The sequence below is a fragment of the Chryseobacterium sp. X308 genome (genome assembly GCF_020733145.1).
In the GTDB taxonomy this organism is placed as follows: Bacteria; Bacteroidota; Bacteroidia; order Flavobacteriales; family Weeksellaceae; genus Chryseobacterium; species Chryseobacterium cupriresistens.
The window spans coordinates 22,275-35,473 of record NZ_JAJFZH010000002.1 but is presented as its reverse complement, the minus strand read 5'-3'; the positions used below and the strand labels follow the sequence as shown (position 1 = coordinate 35,473).

Genomic DNA, 13,199 nt, shown 5'->3' with positions numbered 1-13,199 from the left:
GCACAATAAATAAAAGGCACTTCAGGAAATGAAGTGCCTTTCTGTTTTTAATAATTGCAATGCGGTAAGAGACTTTTTAATGTTAAAATTCTTTTAAAATTCACTACATTCGTAGAAAATGAATTTATATGAAGATAAAACTGACTATTTGCCTTCTGGCATTTCTCAATTTTTATGATGCACAGGAAAATATTACGTATCAAAAGCCTTCTGCTGAGATTTTAAAACTGGCAGATTATGACAGACCTCCAGGTGTTCTGATGAACAGCAAAAAAGACTGGGTAGTTTTTACCTATCGTCCAACATATAAAACATTAGAAGATCTCAGCCAGAGTGAAATGAAACTTGGTGGACTTAGAATCAACCCGGTTACAAATATTTCAAGCAGCATGACCTACTCAAATAATCTGAAGATCAGAAAGATCAATGATAAAAATGAGATTCAGGTAAAAAATCTGCCTTCCAATCCAAAAATTGCCTACGTTTCGTTTTCACCGGATGAAAAAAAACTGGCTTTTACCAATACAACCGCTAAAGGAGTGGAGCTTTGGGTAGTGGATATGGAAACTGCATCTGCTATAAAAATTACAGCAGATAATCTGAATGCCAATCTGGGAATGCCTTATGTATGGTATAATGACTCTCAAAGCTTCCTGATCAGAACACTTCCGCAAAACAGAGCTGCTCTTATTGATGCCGCTAAAGATCTTCCTACAGGCCCGATTGTTTCAACAGCAGACGGTAAAGTATCCCAGAACAGAACGTATCAGGATCTTTTGAAAAATCCTCAGGACGAAAAAAACTTTGAAACCCTTACGGCTTCCGAACTTTACAACGTAGATCTTACAGGAAATCTTAAGAAACTGAAAGATCAGGATATGTATGCGGGCTTAAGTTTTTCTCCGGACGGAAACTATCTGATGGCTACCATGATCAAGAAACCTTTTTCCTATATCGTTCCGCTTAATAGGTTCCCATCCACAACGGTTGTCTACGATATGAAAGGAAATATTGTGAAAACAGTAAATGATGTTCCGCTGAATGAAATCATGCCGAAAGGATTTTCTTCAGTAAGAACCGGAAAAAGAGATATGGCATGGAGAAGTGATGCTCCTGCTACGCTTACCTATGCTGAAGCTTTGGATGGAGGAGACCAGTCTAAAAAAGCAGATTACAGGGATGAAATATTTACCTGGGAAGCTCCGTTTACAGCCGCTCCAAAATCCTTCTTTAAAACCAGACAGAGATATGAAGATGTAGTATGGACCAATGATCATTATGCGATTGTTTCTGAAGGCTGGTATGATACCCGAAATACAAAATCTTACCTGATAGATATTAACAACGGAGAATCCAAAGTTTTTGATGACAGAAATTATCAGGATGTATACAGCGATCCGGGAAGATTTAACACAACGAAAAACCAATACGGGAGATATGTAATCGATATGAAAGGTGGAAAAGCCTATCTGATCGGGGACGGATTTACCAAAGACGGCCAGCACCCATTTATTGACGAAATGGATGTTAAATCACTGAAAAAGAAAAGACTCTACACGTCTAATATAAAAAACGGTAAAGAAGAAATCATTGATATCCTTAATGCCTCAAAGGGTGAAGTCCTTACAACTCAGCAATCACCAAGTCTTTATCCGAATTACTTCAGAAAGAATATTAAATCTAATAAAGCAGAAGCTGTAACCAATTTTGCGAATCCTTTTGAAAGTATCAAAGACGTTTACAAAGAAGTGATTACCTACAAGAGAAATGATGGTGTTACCTTAACAGGAACTCTTTATCTTCCTGCCAATTACGACAGAAAAGCAAAAAAAGAGAAGCTTCCGTTGCTAATCTGGGCTTATCCAACTGAATATAAAGATAAAAATACAGCAGGACAGAACACCCAAAACCCGAATGACTTTACATTCCCGTATTACGGATCTTTTGTGTATTGGACTACGAAAGGATATGCTGTTCTGGATGATGCCGCTTTCCCGATTATCGGTGAAGGAAAAACAGAGCCTAATGATACCTTCATTACGCAATTGGTAGCCAATGCTGCGGCTGCTATCGATGCAGTGGATCATCTGGGATATATCGACAAAAAGAAAGTAGCTGTAGGAGGACATTCTTACGGTGCCTTCATGACCGCAAATCTTTTGACCCATTCTAATCTTTTTGCATGTGGAATTGCAAGAAGTGGTGCTTATAACAGAACATTAACACCATTCGGATTCCAGAGTGAACAAAGAAACTATTGGGATGTGCCGGAAATCTATAATACGATGTCTCCGTTCATGCATGCAGACAAAATGAAGACACCGCTTCTTCTGATTCACGGTGATGCAGATAATAACCCGGGAACATTTACATTGCAGACGGAAAGATACTTCCAGGCATTGAAAAATCTGGGGGCTCCTGTAAAAATGGTTCTTCTTCCAAAAGAAGCCCACGGATACCAGGCTAAAGAAAATATCTTACACCTTTTATGGGAACAGGATCAGTTCCTTGAAAAGTGTTTGAAGAAATAAATGACAAAAGAGACTGTTTTACTGTAAACAGTCTCTTTTTTTACTTAAAATATAATGGGGAAGTAAAATTTCTTACAGCGAAGCTCACCTTAATAATCTTATCTGCTTAATCAATCTTAACGGTTTAAATGGTAAGATGCTTCAGGATCTCATCAATACTTTTAAGCTCCATAAAATTCGGATGCTCCAGAGTAACATCATGCTGTTCATGGCTCCATGTGACATGGTAAGGAATATGTGCCGCAAAACCTCCGATTTCCAGTACCGGTAAAATATCCGATTTGATGGAATTTCCAAGCATCAGAAAGTTTTCAGGGTGACAATCCAGATGTTTCAGCAGTTTTTTATAGCCATTTTCTTTCTTGTCACTCATGATTTCAATGTGGTGGAAGTACTCCTGTAAACCGGAGTTTTTCAATTTACGTTCCTGATCCAGCAGATCTCCTTTCGTAGCAACAACCAGCCTGTATTTTCCTTTTAAACTTTCAAGAGTTTCTGTAACGCCATCCAGCAATTCAATAGGTTTCTGCAGAAGCTCCCGGCCTAGTTGAATAGCTTTATTAACCAATTCTAATGAGGCTGTATTGTTGGATATTCTGGATATGGTTTCAACCATACAAAGCATAAATCCTTTTACTCCATAACCGTACAGATGGAGATTCTGCATTTCTGTTTTAAACAATTCCTGTGATACCGAATGTTGTGGAAGATAATCTTCAAGAAGTACACAGAATTCTTTTTCTGCTTCCTGAAAATAAGGTTCGTTGATCCAAAGTGTATCATCCGCATCAAAAGCAATGGTCGTAATATGATTATTCATTTTTGTTTTGTAATTTTCTGTCCGCAAAATTCAGTATAAAAACTCAATAAGAAAAGGACATTTGTCCCGGGAGAATATGTTAAGGACGAATCAGACATTTTTAAATTATCTTGATGAACTGCACAAAAAGCAGAACAGGAGTGACGATATTATAGTAAAACCTTTTTCTGCGGGGGATAAAATACTGATACAGGATCATCCGCTTTCTCATGTCATGATGATTAAAGAAGGGATTGTCAAATGCTTTCTAGCCGAAGAAAACGGAAAAGAATACATCGTTGAGTTTCTGGGAAGCGGTGAAATCATCGGGGAAGTGGAATTAATCAAAAATATAAACTGTCTGTGCAGTATTGAAGCTCTCAATGAAGTGAAAGTATATGCAGTAAAGATTCCGGTTTTTAAAGCTTTGATCAAAAATGATCTTGCCCTGAACCACCTTCTTTTAGAGTCTTTTGCAGAGAGAATTATCAATACTTCCAGCAGGGCATCCTATCAACAGTTGTATACGGTAGAACATACTTTAAAACAATTGTTACAAATGCAGGCTAAGCAGAATATTCGTATTTCAAAAGAAGATATGGCGGCTTATTTAGGAATTACAGTAAGAAGTTTAAATAGAATTTTAAAAGATTTGAAATAATTTTCCTTGCTCCTTAAAAATATTAAATTTATTGAGTTTTTGCTTATCCAAAAAAAAACGCTTGTATTTTTAGGGGTGTGTTTGCTTTAATTATTAAAAATAAAATAAATTAATTGTGTTTTTACAGGGTGTTTTTAAAATGTAGTATTTTTGCATTACAATAATTTGACTTCAATATTCATGGAAACATTAAAGTTCAGAAATGCTGAATTAGCAGATTTAAATAAAATCGTAGCCATCTACAACTCAACCATTGCTTCAAGAATGGTCACTGCAGACATGGAAGAAGTTTCTGTGGAAAGCAAGCTAAAATGGTTTGAAGAGCATAATCCCCAGACAAGACCGCTTTGGGTAGTTGAAGATGATCAGAAGCAAACCGTTGGTTGGGTAAGTTTCAGTTCATTCCATGAAAGGGCAGCGTATAACGGTACGGTAGAAGTAAGTATTTACCTGGATGAATCCTGCAGAGGAAAAGGATACGGAAAAACTATTCTTCAGTACTGTATTGATAACGCCGGAAAATTTGGAGTAAAAAACCTTGTAGCCCTTATTTTCCTTCATAATGAGCCAAGTTTAAAACTATTCAGGCATTTTGGATTTGAAGATTGGGGAAGTCTTCCTAATGTAGCCATTCTGGATGGTGTGGAAAGAAGTCTGAAGATCTTAGGAAAGAGGATAGATTAAATAGAACATGAAAATAAATACCTTGTGTCTGTTTGTGAATTAATTTGTGCTATTGGTGTTTAGAAAATACACATAATGTGAAGAAAGGGCATCAATCATGTTCTGCTGTAAAAAGAATAAAAAAAGCTGTCTCAAATATTGAAACAGCTTTTTTTTATGAATTCTGCTTAATTCTTTTCGCAGACATATTCAGGAATCGTTTTACCAGGAAAACAGCGGAGACCGTTAATCCCAGTCCAAGTGCGATCCACATTCCGAATGCGCCCATGTCCAAAGTAACACAGAAGAAATATCCCAAAGGAATGGTAATCACCCAGTATGCAATAAAGGTGTAAATAGAAGGAATTTTCACATCCTGCAAACCTCTGAGCATTCCCAAAGCTGTCACCTGAATTCCATCAGAAAGCTGGAATAAAGCGGCGATGATCATTAATTTCGCAGCCAGTGTAATCACTTCCACTTCTTCTTTTTTAGTAAAGAAAGTCGGAAGTATGTTTCTGCCTAAAATAAATACCAGTCCACAGATACACATGAAAATAAAAGCAATTTTCAGGTTGTTGATTCCTACTTTTCTCAATTCAACAAAGTTTTGTTCACCCAGTTTTCTGCCAATCATTACGGTAGATGCAACACTGAAACCGACACACAGGTTGAAGGTAAATGAAGCCATACTTAAAGCGATTTGGTGGGAAGCAATATCGTGTGCTGAGATCAATCCACAGATAAACGCAGCTCCGGCAAAAGCGGTTACTTCAAAGAACATCTGTAAGGCTGTAGGCAATCCCAGTTTTACCATTTTATCAAACATCTGCTTTGAAAAATTCTGAATTTTTAAAGAAAAATCTTTGATATAACGTCTTGTTCTTTTTTCTTTAAGCAATACAAAATAAAGGAAAACCACCATGAAAATTCTGGAAATCAAAGTTGCCAAAGCAGATCCTTTAACTCCCATTGGAGGAATTCCCCAAAGTCCTTTAATAAATACGTAGTTTAAGGCAATATTGATGATATTGGCAATAATAGTTGCTTTGGTAACTCCAATCGTATAAGAAAGTCCTTCAGAAACTTCCCGAAGAGTCTGAAATGCCATGAACGGAATCATACTCACTACCATTATGCTTAGAAAGCTTACCGTATCAGGAATGATCTTGGCAGGCTGTCCGGAATGATAGAGTAGCGGCATTCCCAACAATAAGATGACCATAAGGATAATCCCTACAGACATATTGATAATAAAACCGTGGCTGAACACAGAGTTGATCGTAGCATGATCCTCTCTGGAATGTGCTTCCGAAACCAATGGAGGAATCGCAAATGAAAAGCCCAGGGCTAGTACAAATATGGAGAAAAATACAGCATTTCCCAATGAAACAGATGCCAGCGCATCGGCACCCAACAATTTTCCGACAATAATATTATCGAATAAGTTTACTGAAACCTGCCCCACCTGGGTAAGCATCACAGGCAGAGCCAAAGTCAGGCATTCTTTCGTATAATTTTTGTTTAAAAAGTTCATAATATTTTAAGATTCATATAGTTTATCATTCAAATAGGGTCAAAAAAAAATTTGCAGTGGTAACACTGCAAATTTTTATAATATGGTCAATAATAGCTTATTATTTCCTTACAAAACTTGCAACGTCACCTTCGGAAACAGTGTTTCCACCAAGAATAATCAATCTCTCGACAACATTCCTTAATTCTCTGATATTTCCAGTCCACGAAAGCGCTTTTAAAGCATCAATAGCTTTATCGTCAAACTTTTTCGCAGCAGTACCATGCTCATCAGCAATCATTCCTGAAAAGTGCTCAACCAACAATTTGATATCTTCTTTTCTTTCATCCAATGGCGGAACATAGATTTCAATAACAGAAAGTCTATGATAAAGGTCTTCTCTGAATTTCCCTTCCTCAATCTCTTTCTGCATATTTTTATTGGTTGCCGCAATTACTCTTACGTCAACTTTAATTTCTTTATCACTTCCCACAGGAGAAACTTTGCTTTCCTGAAGCGCTCTTAATACCTTAGCCTGAGCAATAAGGCTCATATCTCCAATCTCATCAAGGAAAATGGTTCCACCATTAGCCTGTTCAAATTTTCCCTGCTTATCTTTAATAGCACCTGTAAAAGATCCTTTTACGTGTCCGAAAAGTTCAGACTCAATAAGTTCAGACGGAATCGCAGCACAGTTGACCTCTACCATAGGACCTCTTGCACGCTCACTTTGATTGTGGATCGCATGAGCCACCAATTCCTTTCCTGCACCGTTAGGCCCGGTGATCAGAACTCTGGCATCAGAAGCGGCTACCTTTTCAATCATATCCTGAATCTTTTGAAGAGCAGGAGAGGTACCGATCATCTGGTATTTTTTACTTACTTTTTTCTTTAAGGTTTTATTTTCTGTCTGAAGGTTTTTGTTTTCTTTCTTCAGGGTCTCCTTTACCAATGCATTTTTCACACTTGTAATAAGTCTGTTGATGTCAATGGGCTTGGAAATAAAATCATATGCACCCTCTTTCAGGCAGGAAACAGCAGAATCGATGTCTGCGTGGCCTGAGATCATGATAAAAGTAGTTTCCGGTTTTAAGGCAAGACTTTGTTTCAAAAGCTCGGTTCCTGAAAGCTTAGGCATCTTGATATCAGAAATCACCAATGCGAAATCTTCTTTTTCTACCTGTTTGTAACCTTCAAGGCCATCTTCGGCAATAACAAATTCATAATCGGTGAGTTCATCCGAAAGAATACTGTGAAGTACTCCCGAGATTGCTTTTTCGTCTTCTACTATAAGGATTTTTTGCATAGTTGCAAATTTAAATTTTTTGTTTCAATTATTAGCAAAAACTGTACCTAAATATTCTATTTGGAGTAGTCTCTTCTCCCGAAAATAGCAGATCCGACCCTCACAGAGTTGGCTCCGCACTCGATCGCTATCGGGAAATCATCACTCATTCCCATTGATAAGGTATTTAATGCTTTTGATTGATTTAATTCATCAAAAAGCTTCTTTAGGGTTAAAAACTCATTTCTAACCTGCTGCTCATCATCGGTGAATGTGGCCATTCCCATGAGGCCGGTAATTTCAACATGCGGAAATTTATCCTCAATGTATTGTTGGAAAAGATCTTTTGCTTCAGAAACTTCAAGCCCGAACTTGCTATCCTCAGCTGCAATTTTTACCTGCAGAAGGACTTTGATGGTTCTGTTATTTTTTCCTGCTTCTTTATTGATTTCTGTCAATAATTTTTCAGAATCCACACTTTGTATGGTATCTATGAAAGAAGCAATATACTTCACTTTATTGGTCTGTAAGTGGCCGATCAGGTGCCATTGGATATCCTGAGGAAGGAGAGGAGCTTTTTCCATCAGTTCCTGGACTTTATTTTCTCCAAAAACCTTTTGTCCGAGATCATAGACTTCCTGTACTGCAGAAACCGGATGGGTTTTAGAAACAGCAACCAGCTGCACAGTGGGTGGCAGCTGGTTTTTTATCGCTTTATAGTTCTCTTTAATACTCATAATACAAATGTCCGAAAATTCTCTGAATGTTCAAAGCTTAGTGATATCAGGTCTGCAGCGGTTATTAATTCAAAACCTCATTGATTTTAGGATATTGAGATATTTTTCTGAACACAAATTTGTTGCTCTTCTGCAGTTTCTCAATAAACATATCCAGTTCATTGATAGAGTCTGCATCTCTAAGATACTGGTCGTGGGTAAGGAATACAAGGTGCCTCGATGTCTTCTCAAGATCGTTTAAGAAGATACTGTCTACTTTCTTGATCATGGCTTCATGACTTCCTTTTAAAGTCATTTTTTGTGAAGGTCTCCATTCAAGATCCCAACCGATTACTTTGTAGCCGGCTTTTTTAAGGCCGTCTGCAGCTGCTGTTGAGCTTTTGATATCAGTTACATTGATATTGTTGAGTCTCCAGATATTTCTTCCGGGAGTTCTTGCTATTTTATCAGTAAGCTTCAGGCTGTCTTTGGCGATATCAAAATCATGAACTACAGCGTCAGCATTTTTATAAAAATCAGTGTATTTGTTATGAGCATGCGTGAAACTATGATTGGCCAGTTCTATAAGAGGATTTTGTTTCAAAAGCTGAAAATCATCTTTTTGTCTTTTACTTCCATAAGCATGTTTACCAACCAGAAAGGCAGTTGCGCAAACGTTTCTTTTGTCAAGGATTTTTAAAAGGTTTTCGGTTCCCTGATTGGGGCCGTCATCAAAGGTAAGGTAGATGACTCTTTTATCAGGGTTTGCTTCTTCTTCATTATTATCGGGGACTATTTCTGCGGAAGGATGTTCCTGTGAACTGACGACGGGGTCATTATTCACTTCGTTTTTGAAATTACAGCTGTTCAGTAATGCTGAAGTTGCACTCATCAATGCAACCATCCCAAGAAAAGTCATATTTTTTGACTTTCCCGCAAAAATTTTTCTCATAAAAATAATGGAATTTTAAATTGTTAAAAATCGTTAAAAATAACAGTTGAAAATTAACAAATTATATGCCAAGCTGTGCAGTGTTTTTTCTTTTTAAGTTTATTTTAAGAACTTTATTTTAAGGGAAATTTCCACTACCTGACAAGTTGTAAATTTATGATTTTCTTTTCTTTAAAATTTAACATTTATAAATGTGAAAACGATAGTGTTTTTCTATGTTTGTTAAGATTTCAATATTCTTCAATTGACGGGGAATTATTTTATTTTAACAAAATCAAATCAATCTGCCGGGGTGTTATTCCAAAATATTTTTTAGATACAACGAATTTTTAATAGCTGCCGTTCCCCAGGTATTATTAAAGAAAATAAAAGAGGTTTGAGAGGCATTTTTAATCTTTTCAGCTAATGCATCCATGAAATCTTTACTATATTCTGATTTGTAAAGGACGGGTTTTCCATGAAGCCTGTAATAGAGTATTTCCGGATGATTAATAATAAGGTCTTCAGGAAGATGGTCTGGAAAACTTACACCTGAGAAGACAATATCATGTTGTTTTAAAAGATCGGATATCTCTTTTTGCCACCATGAGCTGTGCCGGAATTCAATGACGTTCAGAAATCTGGGATCAATATTGTTGATAATCCGTTCTGTATTCTCTGCCGTATTTTTAAAGGAAGGAGGAAGCTGATACAGAAATCCGGAAAGTTTATCTTTCAGACTGTCCTGAATGTGGTCACAGAATACAGCAACCTCGTCTTTTGAATTTTCAAGCCGGTTTTGATGCGTAATGGCCTTTGGAATTTTAATGAAAAATCTGAATCCCCCGGGTGTTTCATCATGCCACTTCAACAGTGTTTTTGAGGTTGGCTTCCTGTAAAAAGTAGAATTGATTTCTACGGCATTGAACGTTTTTGAGTATAGAGAAAGAAAATCTTTACTTGGAGCATTTTCAGGATATAAAGACCCTTTCCAGTCATTATTATAAAATCCCGAACACCCTATGTAAAGATTTTCTTTTGTCATGTTATTATTTTATATCCAGATCCACGGAGTTTAACCTTAATGAATTCAGTATCACAGACAGGGAGCTGAAGCTCATCGCAGCAGCTGCAATCATTGGTGATAAGAGAATTCCAAAGAATGGATACAATAATCCTGCCGCAACCGGAACGCCCAGTACATTATAGATGAATGCGAAGAACAGATTTTCCTTAATGTTTCTGAGAAGCTTTTCACTCAGTAATTTAGCTTTTGCAACACCTAGGATATCGCCTTTTAATAAAGTAATTTCAGCACTTTCAATGGCAACATCTGTTCCTGTGCCCATGGCAATTCCCACATCAGACTGTGCAAGGGCAGGAGAGTCGTTGATTCCGTCTCCCGTCATCGCTACAATTTTGCCTTGCTGCTGTAGTTTTTTTACTTCATTCAGCTTGTCTTCAGGAAAACAGTTGGCTTTGAAATGTTTGATTCCTAATTCATCAGCTACGGCTTTGGCGGTATGTTCATTGTCTCCGGTCATCATGATGACGTCTATTCCTTCGCTCATCAGCTGTTTTACGGCTTTCTTAGAGCTTTCTTTGATTTTATCCGTAAAGCTTACGAATCCCAGCACCTGCTGTTCCTGTGCGATATAAGAAATAGTATGAGCTTTTGACTGAACTTCTACTGCTTTCTGTTTTAAGCTCTCCGGAATTATAATCTGATGCGTGGTCAATAGACTTTCATTTCCAAGATAAGCGGTCTTACCGTTGATATTTCCTTTGACTCCTTTTCCGGATATGTTTTCAAACTGATCTACTTTTTCAGCAGTTATATTCTCTTCTTTTGCTCTTTTGATGACGGCATTGGAAAGCGGGTGTTCAGAATTTTGGTTCAAAGAAAAAGCCAGTTTTAAAATGTGATTCTCATCTCCGTTTACCGTTTCAATATGTTCTACTGAAGGTTTTCCCTCTGTTAAAGTTCCTGTTTTATCGGTAATCAGAACATTTACTTTATTCATCTGTTCAAGAGCTTCTGCATTTTTGATCAGAATTCCATTTTTAGCCCCTTTCCCGATTCCTACCATTAAAGACATGGGAGTTGCCAGACCAAGTGCACAGGGACAAGCCACAATAAGAACTGCAACAGCATTTACAAAAGCAAATAAGGTTTTTTTCCCTTCCGGACCGAAAAACTGCCACAGAATAAAAGTAAGCACAGCAATAAGAATGACTACAGGGACAAATACTTTAGAAACTTTATCGGTAAGCTTCTGGATAGGAGCTTTGCTGCGGCTGGCTTCATTCACCATTTTAATGATCTGGGAAAGCAGTGTTTCATCACCTACCTTTTCGGCCTTCATAATGAATACCTGATTACCGTTGATGGTTCCGGAAGATACTTTATCGTCTACACTTTTTTCAACGGGAACAGGTTCTCCTGTAATCATACTTTCGTCTACGATAGAATTTCCTTCAATGATTTTTCCGTCTACCGGGATTTTTTCTCCAGGTTTTACTTTTAATAAATCTCCTATTTTTACCTGGGAGAGCAGAACTTTCTTTTCTTCACCGTTTATTATAAGGTTGGCTTCATCCGGTGAAAGGTTCATTAATTCTTTGATGGCATTTCCTGTTTTTTTATGAGCTGCTGCTTCCATCAGCTGGCCTAAAATAACAAGGGTTAAAATCACACAGACTGCCTCAAAATACAGTGGGATTTCATGATTGTGTCCACGAATTTCATGTGGAATAATGTCTGGAAATATCAGAGCAACAATACTGAAAATAAATGCTGCAGCAACTCCTAGAGCAATAAGACTGAACATATTGAGGTTCCATGTTTTGAAGGAAACCCAGCCTCTTTTCAACAGAAACCATCCTGAATAAAACATTACAGGAAGAGTCAAAGCAAGCTCAATAAATCCCTGGATCTGATGAGAGAAAGGGAAGTTGATCACCATTCCTCCCATTGAAAGAATGAAAACCGGAATGGTAAATGCCAGTGAAATAAAAAATTTTCTTTTAAGTATATTATAAGTTTCATCCTCTTCGTCATCACTGCTGTCCGGCATTCTTACGAGATCCATTCCACAGATCGGGCAGTCTCCCGGTTCGTCACGGATGATTTCCGGGTGCATAGGACATGTGTATTTTGCGGTTTTCTTTTCAGGATATTTTACAAGATCCATTCCGCAGACAGGACATCCTACATTGGAATCGTAGGTTTTATCGCCTTCACAGTACATCGGACAGTAATATCTGCCGGCCATTTCATCGGTCACTTTTGGTGCTTCGTGATGATGGCTGTGATGGTGATCGTGATGGTTGTGAGCATGGGAATGAGCGTGATGCTGATGAGAGCTTACATTTTGTACAAGTTCTTCAGTAATGGGCTCCAAATCCATATGACAAACAGGGCAGCTGCCTTTTTCATCATATACTTTATCCCCTTCGCAAAACATTGGGCAATAGTATTTTCCTATACTGTCTTTAAAGTTTTCAGGAAGGTTGGTTGATGAATAGGTTGGTTTATGATTAGGATCTTTAGCCAGCTTTTCTTCAATAGGAACCAGATACATTTTGCAGACAGGGCATCTTTCTCCCTGCTTGAAATAAACTTTATCGCCTTCGCATTCCATCGGACAATAGTATACCGAAGACGGCGATACACGGTCCTGAGGTTTTATAAAAGTTTTCTCAGGATGATCAGGATCTTCAAGTCTGTATTTTCCTATCTCTGCCAAAGCATCATTCAAAACTGAAAGTTTCACTCCATGATCAGAAGTGATGGTGGCGGTATGGGTTTCCAGATTTACATCGGCAGTGACGCCCTCAACACTGTTCAGTTGGTTGGATATCTTTTTCTGGCAGCCGGAACAGGTCATTCCGAGTATTTTATACTGTTGTTCCATGATTCTTAAATTTATACTACAAATTTCCAAAATGGAAACCTAAGGTTGTTATAAATTTAAGGATAATAGTTATAAAATTAGGTGGAGTGGGAGAGTTGTAGGGTTTGAGCGTTTGAGAGTTTGTAAGTGTGATAGGGATATTTAATTCCTTCACTCATTAAACGCCCAAACACTCAAATG

At 37.6% G+C, this 13,199-nt stretch carries 10 protein-coding genes; 3 read left to right on the top strand and 7 right to left on the bottom strand.

Translation table 11 applies throughout. From position 1 onward, the window contains the following. Positions 1-128 precede the first annotated feature (128 nt). Entirely contained in the window at positions 129-2,531 is a 2,403-nt protein-coding gene (locus LIV57_RS03215) for an alpha/beta hydrolase family protein (protein ID WP_227941396.1), read from the top strand. 124 nt (positions 2,532-2,655) lie between these two features. On the opposite strand, the gene LIV57_RS03210 is transcribed toward LIV57_RS03215, so the two are convergent. Beyond that, positions 2,656-3,351, bottom strand: coding sequence for an HAD family hydrolase (locus LIV57_RS03210; RefSeq protein ID WP_227941395.1), 696 nt, complete (start codon positions 3,349-3,351; stop codon positions 2,656-2,658). A gap of 76 nt (positions 3,352-3,427) precedes the next feature. On the opposite strand from LIV57_RS03210, the gene LIV57_RS03205 reads away from it, so the two are divergent. Then, the gene (locus LIV57_RS03205) at positions 3,428-3,991 is read left to right on the top strand and encodes a Crp/Fnr family transcriptional regulator (RefSeq protein ID WP_227941394.1); all 564 of its coding nucleotides are present in this window, start codon (positions 3,428-3,430) and stop codon (positions 3,989-3,991) included. A 180-nt stretch (positions 3,992-4,171) separates the two neighbouring features. Continuing rightward, entirely contained in the window at positions 4,172-4,675 is a 504-nt protein-coding gene (locus LIV57_RS03200; RefSeq protein WP_227941393.1) for a GNAT family N-acetyltransferase, read from the top strand. Between the two features lie 154 nt (positions 4,676-4,829). Here LIV57_RS03200 and LIV57_RS03195 read toward each other — a convergent pair whose 3' ends face one another. The 6 genes from LIV57_RS03195 to LIV57_RS03170 form a co-directional block, all read right to left on the bottom strand. Beyond that, a complete protein-coding gene (locus tag LIV57_RS03195; protein WP_227941392.1) occupies positions 4,830-6,191 on the bottom strand; it encodes an MATE family efflux transporter in 1,362 nt (453 codons plus the stop codon). 100 nt (positions 6,192-6,291) lie between these two features. Further along, positions 6,292-7,476 carry a sigma-54-dependent transcriptional regulator gene (locus tag LIV57_RS03190; RefSeq protein WP_110008675.1) on the bottom strand — a complete coding sequence of 395 codons (1,185 nt, stop codon included), beginning with the start codon at positions 7,474-7,476 and terminating at the stop codon, positions 6,292-6,294. 56 nt (positions 7,477-7,532) lie between these two features. Next, positions 7,533-8,192 (bottom strand): YggS family pyridoxal phosphate-dependent enzyme, encoded by a 660-nt coding sequence (locus LIV57_RS03185; RefSeq protein ID WP_227941391.1) that lies wholly within the window; start codon positions 8,190-8,192, stop codon positions 7,533-7,535. Between the two features lie 64 nt (positions 8,193-8,256). Further along, positions 8,257-9,123, bottom strand: coding sequence for a polysaccharide deacetylase family protein (locus tag LIV57_RS03180; RefSeq protein ID WP_227941390.1), 867 nt, complete (start codon positions 9,121-9,123; stop codon positions 8,257-8,259). Positions 9,124-9,418: 295 nt separating this feature from the next. Beyond that, positions 9,419-10,147, bottom strand: a complete 729-nt coding sequence (locus LIV57_RS03175) for a DUF72 domain-containing protein (protein WP_227941389.1) — start codon at positions 10,145-10,147, stop codon at positions 9,419-9,421. 4 nt (positions 10,148-10,151) lie between these two features. Further along, positions 10,152-13,019 carry a heavy metal translocating P-type ATPase gene (locus tag LIV57_RS03170; RefSeq protein WP_227941388.1) on the bottom strand — a complete coding sequence of 956 codons (2,868 nt, stop codon included), beginning with the start codon at positions 13,017-13,019 and terminating at the stop codon, positions 10,152-10,154. Positions 13,020-13,199 lie beyond the last annotated feature (180 nt).

Coding starts and splice junctions, on each gene's coding strand:
- LIV57_RS03215 (WP_227941396.1), top strand. CDS start 129: ATGAAGATAAAACTGACTATTTGCCTTCTGGCATTTCTCAATTTTTAT.
- LIV57_RS03210 (WP_227941395.1), bottom strand. CDS start 3,351: ATGAATAATCATATTACGACCATTGCTTTTGATGCGGATGATACACTT.
- LIV57_RS03205 (WP_227941394.1), top strand. CDS start 3,428: ATGTTAAGGACGAATCAGACATTTTTAAATTATCTTGATGAACTGCAC.
- LIV57_RS03200 (WP_227941393.1), top strand. CDS start 4,172: ATGGAAACATTAAAGTTCAGAAATGCTGAATTAGCAGATTTAAATAAA.
- LIV57_RS03195 (WP_227941392.1), bottom strand. CDS start 6,191: ATGAACTTTTTAAACAAAAATTATACGAAAGAATGCCTGACTTTGGCT.
- LIV57_RS03190 (WP_110008675.1), bottom strand. CDS start 7,476: ATGCAAAAAATCCTTATAGTAGAAGACGAAAAAGCAATCTCGGGAGTA.
- LIV57_RS03185 (WP_227941391.1), bottom strand. CDS start 8,192: ATGAGTATTAAAGAGAACTATAAAGCGATAAAAAACCAGCTGCCACCC.
- LIV57_RS03180 (WP_227941390.1), bottom strand. CDS start 9,123: ATGAGAAAAATTTTTGCGGGAAAGTCAAAAAATATGACTTTTCTTGGG.
- LIV57_RS03175 (WP_227941389.1), bottom strand. CDS start 10,147: ATGACAAAAGAAAATCTTTACATAGGGTGTTCGGGATTTTATAATAAT.
- LIV57_RS03170 (WP_227941388.1), bottom strand. CDS start 13,019: ATGGAACAACAGTATAAAATACTCGGAATGACCTGTTCCGGCTGCCAG.